Annotated in this window: 13 protein-coding genes; 5 read left to right on the top strand and 8 right to left on the bottom strand. The window is 56.8% G+C overall.

Annotated features, from left to right (window positions below; genetic code table 11):
* Positions 1-4 precede the first annotated feature (4 nt).
* Positions 5-475 (top strand): DUF4358 domain-containing protein, encoded by a 471-nt coding sequence (locus tag BQ5383_RS10820; RefSeq protein WP_071431894.1) that lies wholly within the window; start codon positions 5-7, stop codon positions 473-475.
* Between the two features lie 380 nt (positions 476-855).
* On the opposite strand, the gene BQ5383_RS10815 is transcribed toward BQ5383_RS10820, so the two are convergent.
* The gene (locus BQ5383_RS10815; protein WP_071431892.1) at positions 856-1,920 is read right to left on the bottom strand and encodes a PTS sugar transporter subunit IIC; all 1,065 of its coding nucleotides are present in this window, start codon (positions 1,918-1,920) and stop codon (positions 856-858) included.
* A gap of 390 nt (positions 1,921-2,310) precedes the next feature.
* On the opposite strand from BQ5383_RS10815, the gene BQ5383_RS10810 reads away from it, so the two are divergent.
* Together BQ5383_RS10810 and recD2 are read left to right on the top strand one after the other, a co-directional pair.
* Entirely contained in the window at positions 2,311-2,676 is a 366-nt protein-coding gene (locus BQ5383_RS10810) for a hypothetical protein (RefSeq protein ID WP_071431890.1), read from the top strand.
* 55 nt (positions 2,677-2,731) lie between these two features.
* Positions 2,732-4,954, top strand: a complete 2,223-nt coding sequence (gene recD2 / locus BQ5383_RS10805) for an SF1B family DNA helicase RecD2 (protein ID WP_071431888.1) — start codon at positions 2,732-2,734, stop codon at positions 4,952-4,954.
* Between the two features lie 713 nt (positions 4,955-5,667).
* On the opposite strand, the gene tsaD is transcribed toward recD2, so the two are convergent.
* From tsaD to polA, 4 genes are read right to left on the bottom strand one after another with little or no spacing between them, the layout of a single operon-like run.
* Positions 5,668-6,678 (bottom strand): tRNA (adenosine(37)-N6)-threonylcarbamoyltransferase complex transferase subunit TsaD, encoded by a 1,011-nt coding sequence (tsaD, locus tag BQ5383_RS10800; RefSeq protein WP_071431886.1) that lies wholly within the window; start codon positions 6,676-6,678, stop codon positions 5,668-5,670.
* Between the two features lie 31 nt (positions 6,679-6,709).
* A complete protein-coding gene (locus BQ5383_RS10795; RefSeq protein ID WP_076944476.1) occupies positions 6,710-7,369 on the bottom strand; it encodes an HAD family hydrolase in 660 nt (219 codons plus the stop codon).
* The gene (gene rimI / locus BQ5383_RS10790; RefSeq protein ID WP_071431884.1) at positions 7,366-7,830 is read right to left on the bottom strand and encodes a ribosomal protein S18-alanine N-acetyltransferase; all 465 of its coding nucleotides are present in this window, start codon (positions 7,828-7,830) and stop codon (positions 7,366-7,368) included. Before rimI ends, BQ5383_RS10795 begins: the two co-directional genes overlap by 4 nt.
* A gap of 18 nt (positions 7,831-7,848) precedes the next feature.
* The gene (polA, locus tag BQ5383_RS10785) at positions 7,849-10,419 is read right to left on the bottom strand and encodes a DNA polymerase I (protein WP_071431882.1); all 2,571 of its coding nucleotides are present in this window, start codon (positions 10,417-10,419) and stop codon (positions 7,849-7,851) included.
* A gap of 291 nt (positions 10,420-10,710) precedes the next feature.
* On the opposite strand from polA, the gene dusB reads away from it, so the two are divergent.
* Together dusB and BQ5383_RS10775 are read left to right on the top strand one after the other, a co-directional pair.
* A complete protein-coding gene (dusB, locus tag BQ5383_RS10780; protein WP_071431880.1) occupies positions 10,711-11,694 on the top strand; it encodes a tRNA dihydrouridine synthase DusB in 984 nt (327 codons plus the stop codon).
* Positions 11,691-12,641 carry an ABC transporter substrate-binding protein gene (locus BQ5383_RS10775; protein WP_071431878.1) on the top strand — a complete coding sequence of 317 codons (951 nt, stop codon included), beginning with the start codon at positions 11,691-11,693 and terminating at the stop codon, positions 12,639-12,641. Before dusB ends, BQ5383_RS10775 begins: the two co-directional genes overlap by 4 nt.
* 361 nt (positions 12,642-13,002) lie before the next feature.
* Here BQ5383_RS10775 and BQ5383_RS10770 read toward each other — a convergent pair whose 3' ends face one another.
* From BQ5383_RS10770 to BQ5383_RS10760, 3 genes are all read right to left on the bottom strand, one after another.
* The gene (locus BQ5383_RS10770) at positions 13,003-13,215 is read right to left on the bottom strand and encodes a PF20097 family protein (protein ID WP_071431876.1); all 213 of its coding nucleotides are present in this window, start codon (positions 13,213-13,215) and stop codon (positions 13,003-13,005) included.
* An 18-nt stretch (positions 13,216-13,233) separates the two neighbouring features.
* Positions 13,234-14,004 (bottom strand): AAC(3) family N-acetyltransferase, encoded by a 771-nt coding sequence (locus BQ5383_RS10765; protein ID WP_071431874.1) that lies wholly within the window; start codon positions 14,002-14,004, stop codon positions 13,234-13,236.
* A gap of 159 nt (positions 14,005-14,163) precedes the next feature.
* Positions 14,164-14,712, bottom strand: coding sequence for a nucleotidyltransferase family protein (locus BQ5383_RS10760; protein ID WP_071431872.1), 549 nt, complete (start codon positions 14,710-14,712; stop codon positions 14,164-14,166).
* Positions 14,713-14,838 lie beyond the last annotated feature (126 nt).

Here is a 14,838-nt window from a genome sequence, read left to right as displayed (position 1 = left end):
TGCAATGAAAAAGTTTATCGCTTTGCTGCTGATTTTCACTCTGGTTTTTGCTGGATGTTCCGGCAAAGAGGAAAAGACTTTCCCCACCGATGAGGAGATCATGGAGAAAATGACCCCTTATCTGACCAACGCTCAGGAACAGGACCCCTCTCTTTACCCCTCCTATGACGATTTTCTCAAAGCCAACCTTGGTATTGGGGAGGATCAAGTGACTGATGCTGTATTGTACATGGGGGCTCCCAATCAAAATACAACCTTTTTCCTGATGCTCACCAAAGCTGAAAACGGAGATACAGACACCATTATCCAGGCACTGGAAAACAAAGCCGTTTCCATGGTGGAAACCGCCTCCATGGGATATACCCAAGGTTATACAGAATACAAGATCATTGACAAAGGAGAAAAGATTTTTCTGGTGATGCATGAGGATCAGAAGTCCTTTGAGGAAATGGTGGAATGGCTGGAAAGCCTGTAACAGACTGCCTCAGCCGCAATATGTTGATGACAGCGGCCTGTCGTTCCTTCTGTCCAGCAGCTGTTCCAATCCTGTTATTTTATGGCAAGCAGGCCCATTTCTGTCAGCATCCGTTTTATGACTGATACTCATACCTATTGATCTGGGGTAGGTATCTGTTCTTCTTTCTCCCCTTTGTAAGTCAATTTTTTCAAAAAGAGGCAAGGGACAAGTGGATTTTCCACCTGCTCCCCTGCCTCTTTCTTTGATGGCATACACCATTTTCCAGTCCACAGTTTACTGTTATCCAAAGTATATTGAAAAGTCTTCCAAAGCTGGGATACTGTTAGAGATGGTATGCAGCCACAGGGAAGCAGCACTGTTCCCATAATGGACATCCATTATTCCAGCTTCAAATCACCTTCCCGGATCCACCCCACGCGGCGGAAAAACAGGCCAAAAGCCCAGCTTAGAATGCCGGGAAGGACAAAGCAGATCAGTATCAGTCCCACCCAGTCCATCGCCGTTACAGCAGCCTTGGTCCCCGCGGAAATATCCGATATCCACCCGGACCAGACGCCGATAGGTCCTACCATTCCGCAGGTCCCCATTCCCGCGGATACAGCGGGGCCATTCATCTCCAGCTGAAACAGACAGGTGGCCAGGGGACCGGTAACGGCAGAGGCTCCGATAACAGGCAGCCAGATACGGGGATTGCGGACAATATTGCCCATCTGAAGCATGGAGGTTCCCAAACCCTGGCTTACCAGTCCGCCCCACCGGTTCTCCCGAAAGGACAGAACAGCAAAGCCTACCATATTGGCGCAGCATCCCGCCACTGCCGCTCCTCCCGCCAGGCCGGTCAGCCCCAATGCCGCGCAGATGGCTGCTGAAGAGATGGGAAGGGTAAGGGCAATGCCGATCACCACCGATACCACGATTCCCATCAGGAAGGGGCGCAGGTCAGTGGCCCACATAATGATCTGTCCCACCGATGAAGCCGCTTTTCCAATGGCGGGCGCCCACCAGGCGGACAGCCCGCTTCCCAGCAGTACCGTCACCAGGGGGGTCACCAAAATGTCGATCTTGGTTTCCTTGGATACCGCTTTACCTGCTTCCGCAGCCAGGATGGCAATGATCAGTACCGCCAAAGGTCCTCCCGCTCCCCCCTGGGTATTGGCGGAAAAGCCCACCGGAACCAGGGAAAAGAGCACCAGCGGAGGGCAGTGAAGGGCATAGCCGATGGCCACCGCCATGGCCGCGCCGCTCATTTGGGAGGCGTCAGCCCCTACCTGATTGAGAAAAGGCAATCCCAGCTGGGTGCCGGCTGTATTGAGAATGGTACCGATGAGCAGAGAGCAAAAAAGTCCCTGGGCCATCGCTCCCATGGCTTCCACCCCATAGCGCCGGGGGGAAATGACAATATCCTTCCTGTCCAGAAATGATTTTACCGCTGCGAGGATCATGTGCAGTCTTTGCCGAAAACCCCTTTCACTGTGTTTCAAAAGCTTCCCCTCCCCTTTAAGTCAAACATCTTCCTGCTGCTTTACGGACTGTCCCCCATGACATCCGGGCCATAATAGTCCTCATTATAGTACACCAAAGCTGAAATGAACAGTTCTTTTTTGCTTTTTCTCCTTTGCCGCTCCTGATATCTTCAAACTGACGAGGCGAAACTTGTTTTCATCAGCATGGTTTGTTCAATATCCACCGGTTTTCCCTGAAAGCTTCGGCTGTATCTTTTCGCCTCCTCACAAGGCCATATTTTCGTTTCTCACCCTGTTTTCCCCTTTTTCATAGAATGAGACATCGGTTCCCGATAAAAGGGTGCCTTTTCCTTCAAAGGAGGGGTTTTGATGGAAATGTTCTTTTTGTACGGCGCAGCGGCAGCGCTGGCTGCTTTCGGCCTGACACAGCTGCTGCTGATCTTCTGGCGGTGGCTGACCCATGGCGCGGAGGCGGAGCGGGCCTTTCTGGTGGTGGAGATCCGCCCGGACGATCCCGCTGCGGAAAGCCGTTTGTCGGGAGTTTTGGAGGCCCTACGGGGGCAGCCGGGTCTGGAACGGGTATCCCTGGCGGTCCTGTGTCCTGAGGGAGGCTGTTCCCGGGAGGTGTGCCTGCGCTTCTGCCAGGATCATGGACTTTCCCTCGCGCAAAATTGGCACTGCCTGGCGGAGGGATTTGAAAAGGAAGGGGAAATGGATTATAATGAATCCTGTTAACTGACAGGGAGTATGCCGCCGGCTTTGATGATGGCGGATGGAAAGGACGTGTACCATGTCGGAAAAGGAGATCCAGCGGCTGGAAGGTTCTGTAGAGGATATCATCTTCCACAATGAAGATACCGGCTTCACTGTATTGGCGGTGGGGGTGGGAGATGAACTGATTACCGTCGTGGGAGAGACTTCTCTGGTGGGAGAGGGCGAGGAGATCGCTGTCACCGGTTATTTCACCTCCCATCCCACCTACGGCAGTCAGTTCAAAGCCCAGACCATTGAGCGGACCCTCCCCAGCACCGCTGCCGCCATCGGAAAATATCTGGCCTCCGGCGCCATCAAGGGAGTGGGGCCCGCCCTGGCCAAGCGGCTGGTGGCCCAATTTGGAGACCGCACCCTGGAGGTAATGGAAAAGCAGCCGGAGGCCCTTACCGCCGTCCGGGGCATCTCCCCCGCCAAGGCAAAATCCATCAACGAAGAATTTGTGCGTCTCTATGGCATCCGCAGCGTGATGCTGTTTCTCAGCCGGTACGGTATCCAGCCGGCCATGGCCATCCGGGTCTGGAAGCGCTGGGGAAACGTGACGGAGGAAACAGTCCGCAACAATCCCTACGTCCTCTGCTGTGAGGAGGTGGGGCTGGACTTCCAGTCCGCCGACCTGATGGCGGAGGAGTTCGGCATCCCCCATGACGGCTACTGTCGGGTGAGCGCGGGGGTAGCCTATGTGCTGCGCCACAATACTCACAACGGCCATGTCTGCCTGCCCCTGGAAAAGCTGTCGGACCTCACCGCCCAATATCTGGACGTCCCCCGTCATCAGGTGGAGGACGCCATCCAATCCATGGCGGAGGACAATACGCTGGCCCTCTATGACCGGGATGGACGGCATTTTGTCTATCTGGCGGAATTGTACGGGGCGGAAAGCTATATCGCCGGGCGGATCGCTTTGCTGTTCCAGCTGCAAAATCCGGAGCCGGAGGATCACACTTCCGAGATCGACCAATTGGAAGCGGAACTGCGGATCCAGTACGATCAGCTGCAAAAAAAGGCCATCGGCGAGGCCCTTTCCAACAATCTCTTCATTCTCACCGGCGGCCCCGGTACCGGTAAAACCACCACCCTCAACGGCATCCTCACCCTGCTGGAGCGCCAGGGAATGAAGGTGGCTCTGGCGGCCCCCACCGGCCGGGCGGCCAAACGGATGACCGAAGTAACCGGACGGGAGGCCAAAACCATCCATCGCCTGCTGGAGGTGGACCCGGGACGGGACAGCCTTACCTTTAAGCGCAACGAGCGCAATCCCCTGCCTGTGGACGCGGTGATCATTGACGAGATGTCCATGGTGGACACCCTGATTCTGGAAAGTCTGTTCCGGGGAATGAAGCTGAGCAGCAAGCTGATTCTGGTGGGAGACAGCGACCAGCTTCCGTCGGTGGCGGCGGGAAATGTTCTCAAGGACCTTATCGACAGCGATGTGGTCCCCACCGTCCATCTGGACCGGGTATTCCGCCAGGCTGCGGAAAGCCTTATCGTCACCAACGCCCACGCCATCGTCCATGGGGAACTGCCGGTGCTGGACCGAAAGGACAAGGACTTCTTTTTCCTCCGGTGTCAGAGCCAGCAGCAGGCCCAGGACCTGACAGTTGATCTGTGTGTCCGCCGCCTGCCCAACAGCTACCACTATTCTCCCCTGTGGGATATTCAGATCATTGTTCCCGGCAAGAAGGGGCCCCTGGGCACCCAGGAGCTGAACCGCCGGATGCAGGAGGCCCTCAATCCTCCGGACCGGAACAAGTCTCAGCTGAATTCTCTGGGCCGGATTCTCCGTGAGGGGGACAAGGTGATGCAGATCCGCAATAATTATGACATCACCTACCGGATGGACAGCGGCGAGGAAGGAATGGGCATCTTCAACGGTGATATCGGGGTCATTGAAATGCTGGACCCCAGCTCCAAAACCATTTTGGTTCGCTTCGATGATCGGGTAGCTCAGTACAGCTTTGATAATGCCGACCAGCTGGAGCACGCCTACGCCATTACTGTTCACAAAAGCCAGGGCAGCGAGTTTCAGGCGGTGGTGATGCCCCTGATGCAGCGCCATCCCAAGCTTCATTATCGGAATCTGCTGTATACCGGCGTCACCCGGGCCAGAAGCCTGCTGGTAATGGATGGTGATCCCGGCACTGTGGCGGAAATGGTGGAAAATGACCGCCGGACTCTGCGATACACCAATCTGAAAGAGATGCTGCGGGAAGCAGTGAGTCCCCAACAGGTGCTGGGATAAATAAACAGCCCTCCAAAGCCTGCCGCTTTGGAGGGAAAACCAGCCGCCCAGGGGCGGCCGAAGGCGGCGGATAAACCGCCGCCTTCCCATATTTTCAGCTGACAAATGATTTTACACACCAAAGCCCTGGACAGCTAATCTGTCCGGGGCTTGAGCGTGTCGAAAAAAGTTCGACACGCTTCCAGGGGGTATCCAATACCCCCTGGATACGCCGCTGGTTCCTGACGAAACCACCGGCGATACCCCCGGTTTCGCGCCCCGGTGGGCGCGGGTCGTGGTATAAAAATCAGGCGCATGTCCCTCTGAGTGTGCCGAAAGAGTTCGGCACACTTCCAGGGGGACCCAGTCCCCCTGGATACGCCGCTGGTTCCTGACGAAACCACCGGCGATACCCCCGGTTTCGCGCCCCGGTGGGCGCGGGTCGCGGTATAAAAATCAGGTGCATGTCCCTCTGAGTGTGCCGAAGGAATTCGGCACACTTCCAGGGGGACCCAGTCCCCCTGAATACGCCGCTGGTTCCTGACGAAACCAGCGGCGATACCCCCGGTTTCGCGCCCCGGTGGGCGCGGGTCGTGGTATAAAAATCAGGCGCATGTCCTGATTTTTATAATTTTAAATTTCATTTGTTTCTTAAAACAGGTTTTTTCTACAGTCTGAAGCCCCGGACAGCCAATCTGTCCGGGGCTTTTCTGCGCCTTTATTGAATTTGAAACTTAAAAATGATCGTCCAGCTCCATATAGGGCCTGCCATTAAGGTCCATGCCAGCCAGATTTCCCGCCTGGAATTCATAGTAAGCCTGGGAACCGATCATAGCAGCGTTATCTCCGCACAGCTTCAGCTCCGGCAGATACAGCTTCCAGCCCTTTTGGGCGCACCGCTCCTGGGCTCTGGCACGGAGCCAGCTGTTGGCGGAAACTCCTCCCGCCAGGGCCACCGATGTCGCTCCCAGATCCTCCGCCGCCTTTTCAAACCGGCCCCAGAGGATATCGGTCACCTTGCAGCAGAAGCTGGCGGCCATATCCTTGACATCGATGGTCTCCCCCTTCTGCTGGGCGTTGTGGGTCATATTGACCACCGCTGTTTTCAGACCCGAAAAGCTGAAATCATAAGGGGTATCGATCTTTGGGGTGGGCAGCTGATACCGGTGCGGGTCTCCCTCATGGGAGATGCGGTCCAGTTCCACCCCGCCGGGATAAGGGAATCCCAAACATCTGGCGGCCTTGTCAAAGGCCTCCCCTGCGGCGTCATCCCGGGTCCGTCCAATGATGTGGTAATGGGTATAATCCAGCACCTGGGCAATATGGCTGTGACCGCCGGAGACAATAAGGCAGAGGAAGGGGGGCGTAAGCTCCGGGTGGGTAAGATAGTTTGCCGCCACATGGCCCCGGATATGATGAACCGGGATGAGGGGCTTGCCCAGGGAAAGGGCCAGTCCCTTGGCAAAATTCACTCCCACCAGCACCGCCCCGATGAGGCCGGGCGCCGCCGTTACCGCTATGGCATCCAGCTCTTCCTTGGTCATGGATGCCTGCCGGATGGCTTCCTCCACCACATCCACCATATGCTCCACATGGCGGCGGGAGGCGATCTCCGGCACCACTCCGCCATATTTCCGATGCTCCTCGATCTGGGTATACACCACCGAGGAAAGCACCTTCCTGCCGTCCTCCACCACCGCGGCGGCGGTCTCGTCACAGGAGCTTTCAATACTCAGTATCCGCATCTTGTTCCATCCTTTGCAGCGCTTATTTTTCTTACGCCCGATTCAGTTCCTCCAGCAAGGTAATGACATCCAGCAGGCTGTCCACCTTCCGGTCCGCCAAACTCAGCAGCTCGGGGGTCACCGGAGCCAGATCCGGCACCCACACGGTAAAGAGATTCGCCGCCCGGCAGGCCCGGATACCATTCTGGGAATCTTCCAGACCCATGCACTTCTCCGGCTCCTTGCCCAACAGGGAAGCGGCCAGAAGGAAGATGTCGGGATTGGGCTTGCTGCGCTTGACCATGTCGCCGTATACTTCCACTTCAAACCGGCCTCCCAGGCCAGCCCGTCCCAGTATGTACTGTGCCTTCTCCTTGGGGGTGGAGCTGGCCACCGCCTTGGGGATGCCCTTTTCATCCAGATAATCCAGCAGTTCCTTGGCGCCCTTCATGCTCTGGATGCCATCCTCTTCAAAAACGCGGGTACGGATCTTGTCCATCCGGCGGCGCATCTCGTCCAGGGGAAAATCCTTGCCGTAATGGGCATAGAGGGCCTCCCCCCAGGCCTGCACCGACAGACCCATGCACTGGCGGAGATAGGCATCGTCCGGCTCATAGCCCATGCTGGCGATAGCCTCGGTGTTGGCATTGTGGTAGATGGGCTCGGTGTCTACCAGCAGTCCATCCATGTCAAACAAAACTCCTTCGATCACCTTACTTCCTCCTGTTTGAATCGTTTGGTTAAAATCAAACCATCCTCCCGTGGGTCGGTATAAAAATTTTTTCTCCGCCCCTCCTGGCGATAGCCTGATTTTTCATACAAATTTTGAGCGGAAGCATTGCTCTCCCGCACCTCCAGGGAAAGGAAGGACAAACCCAATCGCCGGCCTTCCTGCTCCAGAGTCTCCAGCAAAGCCTTGGCCGCTCCCTGTCTGCGATATTGGGGAAATACCGCTACGTTGGTGATATATCCTTCATCCAGCACATACTGGCACCCCACATAACCCATCACCTGACCGTCCGGGGCTTCCGCCACCAGAAAGAGGGAACCGGGCCGCCCCAGCTCCTCCTCCAGTCCATCCCGGCTCCAGGGGTGAGAAAAACAAATTTTCTCCAGTTGGGCCAGCTCATCCAGGTGCCGCCGCTCCATAGGCACAATCCGTTCGTTTTCCATGGCGTACCCCCTTCCCGGTCAGTGGGCCTCGGCCCAGTCTTTGCCGATCTTCAGGTCCACCTCCATGGGCACTGCCAGACTCACCGCATGGGTCATGGCGTCCCGGACGATTTCCGCCGCCCGGCTTGCTTCCTCTTCCGGCGCTTCCACAATCAGTTCGTCGTGGACCTGGAGGATCAGCTTGGCTTTCAGCCCTTCCTCCCTGAGCCGCTGGTAGACCCGTACCATGGCGATTTTGATGATATCGGCGGCGGTGCCCTGAATGGGCATATTCATCGCCACCCGCTGACCGAAGCTGCGCAGGTTGTGATTGCTGCTTTTCAGCTCCGGCAGATACCTTCTGCGGCCAAAGAGCGTGGATACATAGCCCTTTTCCTTGGCCTCTTCCACCGTGCGCTCCATATAGTCCCGCACACCGCTGAAGGTTTTGAGATAGTTTTTGATATACTGATCCGCTTCCGCCACCGACACCCCGATATCCTTGGACAGGGAGAAAGCGCCGATGCCGTAAACGATGCCGAAGTTGACCGCTTTTGCCCGGCTGCGCATGAGAGGGGTGATGAACAGCGGCGGCATATCAAAGACCTGGGCGGCGGTGTTGGTGTGGATGTCCTCCCCCGCCAGGAAGGCGTCGATCATATTTTTATCCTCTGCGATGGCCGCCAGCACCCGCAGTTCGATCTGAGAATAGTCGGCGTCAATGAGAAGATTACCGGGACGGGCGGCAAAGAACTTTCTCATCCTGCTCCCCGGTTCGGTGCGGATGGGAATGTTCTGCATATTGGGTTCCGCGGAGCTGATGCGGCCGGTGCGGGTCTCGGTCTGATTGAAGGAGCTGCGGATGACGCTGTCCGGTCCCGCCGCCTTGTCCAGCCCCTCCACATAGGTGGAGCGGAGCTTCATATATTTCCGGTAATCCAGAATTTTTGAAATAATGGGGTGATAGGGTGTGAGGCCCTCCAGCACCTCGGCATTGGTGGAATAGCCGCTCTTGGTCTTTTTGCCGGTGGGCAGTCCCAGCTGGTCAAAAAGCACCTCTCCCAGCTGCTTGGGGGAATTGATGTTGAAGGGATGCCCTGCCAGCTGATAAATCTCTTCCTCCAGCCCGGCGAGCAGCCCGGAAAGCTCCTCACCGAATGCCCGCAGGCCCTCCAAATCAATATAGAAGCCCTCCAGCTCCATAGAGGCCAGCACCTCCGCCAGGGGGATCTCCATCTCTGTCAGCAGCTTACGCTGCCCGTTCTGGTCAATGGCCTCCTCCAGCTGCCGGATCAGCGTAATCGCCAGCAGGCCGTCCCGCACCAGCTCCGGCATCTCCTCCCCGTTCCAGTCAGAATGAAGGGGGGCCGCTCCATATTCTCCCGCCAGCCGCTCCACCGTGTAGGCGGTGGAATTGGGGCTGAGCAGATATCCCGCCAGCCGGATATCAAAGGTCACCCCGGTCAGACGGCTGCCCATAGCCAGAGCCGCCTTGTGGACCGGCTTGGAATCGTCCAGCAGCTTCTCTCCCGGAGCCTCCGCCAGCTGTTTCAGCTGCTCCCTTGTCAGCTGGGGCTGATACCAAATGGTATCCTCCGTCACAATGGCGGCGGAAGTGACATTCTCTCCCCGGGTCAGCAGAACGAACCGTTCCGGCAATGTCTCCGGCCATTTTTCTTTGATGGCGACGATCTTTTTCTCTGTCCGCTCCTGCGGGGCAGGGGCCTCTCCCTCAGCGGGAGGCTGCAGATCCAGCCGCCTAATAAGAGTATGGAGCTCCAGACGGCTGAGGGTGCGGTACAAGCCGTCCCGGTCCGGTTCCTTCCGCAGGCTGTCCTGGCGGAAATCCCCTACCGGCGCCTCGCAGCAGATTTCTCCCAGCTTCCGGGAAAGCTCCGCCATTTCCTTCCCCGCCGCCAGTTTTTTCTTCACCGACGGGGTGGTTTCCAGAGCGTCCACATCTTCATACAGCCGCTCCACGGTGCCGTATTTCTGAATGAGGGAAAAGGCAGTCTTTTCCCCGATGCCCGGTACCCCCGGGATATTGTCGGAGCTGTCCCCCATCAGTGCTTTGGTCTCGATCAGCTGCCGGGGCTCCACGCCATACTTTTCCCGCACCGCCTCGGGGGTCATGGGAATATACTGGGCCCCTCCCGCTTTGGTGGTGGCCAGGATCACCGTCACCTGGTCGGTCACCAGCTGGAGGGAATCCCGGTCTCCGGTGGCCAGCAGAACCTGGTCCCCCGCTTCTTCTCCCTGCCGGGCGATGGTTCCCAGGATGTCGTCCGCCTCGTAGCCTTCCCGCTCAATGATCTCATAACCCAGCTGGCCGATGAGTTCTTTGACCACCGGCAGCTGCTGAGCCAGCTCCGGAGGCATCCCCTTCCGCTGTGCTTTATAGCCCTCGTACATCTTGTGGCGGAAGGTGGGGGCCTTCAGGTCAAAAGCAAAAATTACCCGGTCCGGGGCATTGTCCTCGATGAGCTTGAGGACGATATTGAAAAAACCGTAAATGCCGTTGGTGTAGCTGCCATCCTTGGTGGTCAGCAGCTTTATACCGTAAAAGGCCCGGTTGAGGATGCTGTTGGAATCGACGACCAATATCTTCATGGAAAACCTCCGTTAAAGATCAAAACTAAGCTGTCCCGGGGAGCGTCCGCCAGCAAAAAAGAACGATACAGGCTGCGGCAGTATTTTCTTTATCTGCCTGGGAAATCCCCCGCCCGCCTTTACTGCCTGTTTTCTGCCATCGGTGCTTTTGCTCACACAGGACGAGATTAGTATATCACAAATCTTTCCTTTCGTCCCCTGTAAACTTGTAGTTGAGGCAACTTTCGTGTATAATTCATTTCATCAGGCTCCCCAGAGGGAGCTTTATCGTTAAAATGCAAAGGAGATCCCATGAAAATCGGAACCATATCCATAGAACCTACTGCCGCACTGGCCCCCATGGCGGGAGTGGGTGACCGGGCCTTCCGGGAGCTGTGCAAAGATTTTGGCGCGGCTTACCTGGTGGGCGAGATGGTCAGCGCCAAGGGCCTGGGGCAAGGAAGCCGGAAATCCGCCCAGCTGCTGGAGCTGGGAGAAACAGAGCATCCCTGCGCGGTGCAGCTGTTTGGAGGAGACCCCGCCGCTATGGGAGAGGCGGTGGCCCTGGCCATGGACTATCACCCGGACATCATAGACATCAATATGGGCTGTCCCGCCCCCAAAATCGCGGGGAACGGCGGCGGCAGCGCCTTAATGAAGGACCTGGAGCTTGCTTCCCGGATCATCCGGGCGGTGAAGGATGCCTCTCCCGTCCCAGTTACGGTCAAGTTCCGCAAGGGCTGGGATGACGCCCACATCAACGGCGTGGAATTTGCCCGGATGGCAGAGGCCAGCGGCGCCGACGCCGTCACCATCCACGGCAGGACCCGGGCGCAGATGTATGCTCCCTCGGCGGACTGGGACTATATCCGGCAGGTAAAAGAGGCGGTTTCCATCCCGGTCATCGGCAACGGGGATGTGGACACTCCTGAAAAGGCCAAGGCCATGTATGAGCAAACCGGCTGCGATCTGGTGATGGTGGGCCGGGGGGCATTGGGCGCGCCCTGGCTGTTTGGACAGATCCGGGACTATCTCACCACAGGCAGCTACACTCCCACCCCGCCTATGGAAGAGCGGATGGAAGTGATGCTCCGTCATCTGCGGCTGCTGATCCGGTATAAAGGAGAAAATGTGGGGATGCGGGAAGCCCGGAAGCACTGCGGCTGGTACATGACCGGCGTCCGGGGCGCGGCGGCTCTTCGCCGTCAGGCGGGGACCCTGTCCACCTACAGCGACGGCGAGCGTCTGGCGGAGATGGCGGTGGAGCTGTCCCGGCAGGAAAGGAGCCTGCAATGAAGAAACGATTTCTGGCCTTTGCTCTGGCTATGGCAATGGTGCTGTCCATGGCTGCCTGCGGCACGGCTGGGGAGGAGAATGAGGCCTCCTCTTCCTCCGAAAGTGAAGCTGCCCCGGAGTTTCCGGTGGAGGTGCGGGACACCATCATTGAGGATGCCCCCAAAGGGGTCCTCTCCCTCACCCCAGGCACCACCGAGATGCTCTTTGATATGGGTTACGGCAGCCGCGTGGTGGGGGTAAGCGATTATTGCGACTGGCCCCAGGAGGTGGAGCAAAAGACCCCCTGCGGCTCTCCTCTTTCCCTGGACCGGGAGATGATCTCTCGCCGTCCGGTGGATCTGGTGGTGTCATCGGTGGCCCTTCAGGAGGATGACCTGATCTGGTTTCAGCAGCAGGACATTCCGGTGCTGATTTTGCCCCGTGCGCAAACCTTTGAGGAATTGGAGGCCAATTACCTGGACCTTGCCCTGGCCATGAGCGGCCAAACCTCAGGGGCCACCCGTGGGGAAGAATACTATGCCTCCCTGGAGGAAAAGCTGGATGACGCTCTGGCTCTCTCCCAAAGCTGGGCCAGCGCCCATGACGGGCAGATCCTCCGGGCGATTTTCCTGCGGGAGATGGACTACCACATGGCTACGGGAGAGACCTTTGAAAGCCGGCTGCTGGAGCGCATTGGTTTTGTCAATGACGCCGCTGATTACACCGATTGGCTTTTCCCCGAGGAGCAGGTGGCCATTCTGGAGCCGGATGTGATTTTCTGCGATCTGTCCACCCAGCCGGAAAAGGTGGCCACCAGCTGGGTCTACAGCGTGGTTGGGGCGGCGAAAAATGATCTGATCCTCCAGGTGGATTTCTCCATTCTGGAGCGGCAGAGCCCCCGGATGTTCGATTTGGCGGTGGAGATGGCAGAGTTTGCCTTTGGGGGACAGAACACAACCGACGATTAATACCTTTGCCCTTTTTTTGTCTCTGGCGCTTATTCCCCGCAAAGGCCAAGCACATTTTATTTTTCCCTCAACTGAACTTATACTGTCACAAAACCGGGCCCGACAGACCAGATTTTCTGATCTGTCGGGCCCTGAGCGTGTCGAAAAAATTCGACACGCTTCCAGGGGGTATCCAATACCCCCTGGATACGCCGCCTGGTTCCTGACGAAACCGGCGGCGATACCCCCGGTTTCGCGCCCCAGTGGGCGCGGGGCGTGGTATAAAAATCAGGCGCATGTCCTGATTTTTATGATTTTGAATTTTATGTATTCCTTGAAACAAGGTCTTTTGTAGTCTGCGGGCCCGCAGCATTTTCACATTTCAGTAATCAATTATAATTTTTTGGCAATCAGTACAGTTCCATGCCACCACCGCATGGCCGCCCCAGGGGCCACGGTATTCTCCCAGCCTGAGAGCGCTAAAAGAGAGGCTCCCCAAAACTGCCACCGGCACCGTTTTGTTGTTCCAGATCACACCGTCCCGGCACTGGATATAACCCTGTTCCATCTCTTTACCGCAATAGGGACATCTCATTTGGATCTCTCCTTTCTGTCAGCAGCAATCCGGCTCTTTCACCTTTTCCCAGGGTTGGAGGCCATACAGCTGATAGGGACATTGCCGCAGCAGCTGCTGATATAGCCCCACCACATCCCACAGGTCAAAAAACATTGCCTTGCACGCTCCGATTTCTCCCGTTTTGATTTTTCCTTGTTTCATTGCTAGCCTTTGGACCGTATACCAGGGCTTCACCGGCGGTTTTCCCCCTTCTATGAACCACTTTTCTGCTGGGTAAAGGGCTCTCGCTTCCTCGCTGGGGGCAAAAATATGCCGGATCTCCTCGGGAAGATCCTCCTCCACATAGTGCATCGACGTCAGCTTATAAATGTCCACCCCCAGCAGCAGCCCTTTGCCGCCGTGGCGAAGAGGGTACTCCAAGCCGTCCTCCACGGCCTCCTTTCCATGGAGGCCCCATCCCGCGATACGGAATACACCGGTTCCCACCCAGGTATCCGGCTGGCGACGAAAAGTGTCTGCGATCAACCCCATGGCGCTGCGCTCACAATCCTGCGGCAGAATGGGAATTTTGGTGGTGATTCCCAACGCCCGGTCCCCCTCTGTCAGCTGCTGCTCCCGGCCCAGGCGCAAGGCCGGCATGAAGATGCTCCCCTCAGGTCCGCAGCATTTTTTCAGCGCACGGATGACCGTCTCCGCTCCACCCTCCACCGGTCCGAAGCTGCTCAGGGAACTATGGACCTCCAGCATCATCCCAGACATTACTCCCAGCGCCCGGAGCCCATCCTCAATCTGCTGTTGTGTCAGCATTGGGCACCTCCAACATCACAACCCTATTCCATATGTACAGACGGAATTTTTCGCAATAAATATACAATTAGTATATTTCAGATCTCATTGTATTCATTCCAGCATCCTGTAAACTGTCGAAGCAAGTCTATTTTTAGTATAATACAGATTTTATATACTTTAAGTATTTTGCCAGGGACGATCATAATCCTGCAGCCACTGAAAAGGCACTTCATGATAATAGGTTTCCCCTTCTCTGCCTTTGAAAACAGACCGTCCCCCTTCATCCCCCGTGAGAGCCATCAGCTCTTCGGCCAGGGATGGGGAAAAAACAGTGGGGCTGCCCATCTTTCCTTCCGCCCGGACCCGCCCCAGAGGCAGACCGCTTTTTTCAAATCCTTCTATGAATTGTCTCAATCCGCAGCCGGGAAAGTGGGGCTGATCGCAGACAAAGAAGCAAAGGTTTTCTCCTTTACAGGCAGAAGCGGTTCCCAGGCGGACCGAAAGCGCCTGTCCCTTCCCTTCGGGAGCCAGCACACAGGAAAAACCCCACTCTTTTGCTTGCTGATCCAATAGTCCCTGCCGGGTCACCACCGTTACAGGACATCCGGAGTCCGCCGCTGCCTGAAAAGCCCAGGTGTAAAGGGGTTTTCCCTGAAAACTGGCCAACAGTTTCTGGCTGCCGAACCGGCGGGAAGCCCCTGCCGCCAGTAGAATAATCCTGGTCATTTCTCCCGCTCCTCCCTGTTTTTCTTCTCCCACGGCCTTTCCACTGCCGGAACCGACTGACAGACAACCTCTGTGTTTCCCCTGTCTGCCGTCGAAAAAGCCTATGGGGCGGCCCACCTTCTGAGA

Origin of the sequence: Angelakisella massiliensis (genome assembly GCF_900104675.1) — a bacterium.
Lineage (GTDB): Bacteria > Bacillota > Clostridia > Oscillospirales > Ruminococcaceae > Angelakisella > Angelakisella massiliensis.
This window is presented reverse-complemented; position numbering and strand designations above follow the sequence as displayed.

Coding starts and splice junctions, on each gene's coding strand:
- BQ5383_RS10820 (WP_071431894.1), top strand. CDS start 5: ATGAAAAAGTTTATCGCTTTGCTGCTGATTTTCACTCTGGTTTTTGCT.
- BQ5383_RS10815 (WP_071431892.1), bottom strand. CDS start 1,920: ATGATCCTCGCAGCGGTAAAATCATTTCTGGACAGGAAGGATATTGTC.
- BQ5383_RS10810 (WP_071431890.1), top strand. CDS start 2,311: ATGGAAATGTTCTTTTTGTACGGCGCAGCGGCAGCGCTGGCTGCTTTC.
- recD2 (WP_071431888.1), top strand. CDS start 2,732: ATGTCGGAAAAGGAGATCCAGCGGCTGGAAGGTTCTGTAGAGGATATC.
- tsaD (WP_071431886.1), bottom strand. CDS start 6,678: ATGCGGATACTGAGTATTGAAAGCTCCTGTGACGAGACCGCCGCCGCG.
- rimI (WP_071431884.1), bottom strand. CDS start 7,830: ATGGAAAACGAACGGATTGTGCCTATGGAGCGGCGGCACCTGGATGAG.
- polA (WP_071431882.1), bottom strand. CDS start 10,419: ATGAAGATATTGGTCGTCGATTCCAACAGCATCCTCAACCGGGCCTTT.
- dusB (WP_071431880.1), top strand. CDS start 10,711: ATGAAAATCGGAACCATATCCATAGAACCTACTGCCGCACTGGCCCCC.
- BQ5383_RS10775 (WP_071431878.1), top strand. CDS start 11,691: ATGAAGAAACGATTTCTGGCCTTTGCTCTGGCTATGGCAATGGTGCTG.
- BQ5383_RS10770 (WP_071431876.1), bottom strand. CDS start 13,215: ATGAGATGTCCCTATTGCGGTAAAGAGATGGAACAGGGTTATATCCAG.
- BQ5383_RS10765 (WP_071431874.1), bottom strand. CDS start 14,004: ATGCTGACACAACAGCAGATTGAGGATGGGCTCCGGGCGCTGGGAGTA.
- BQ5383_RS10760 (WP_071431872.1), bottom strand. CDS start 14,712: ATGACCAGGATTATTCTACTGGCGGCAGGGGCTTCCCGCCGGTTCGGC.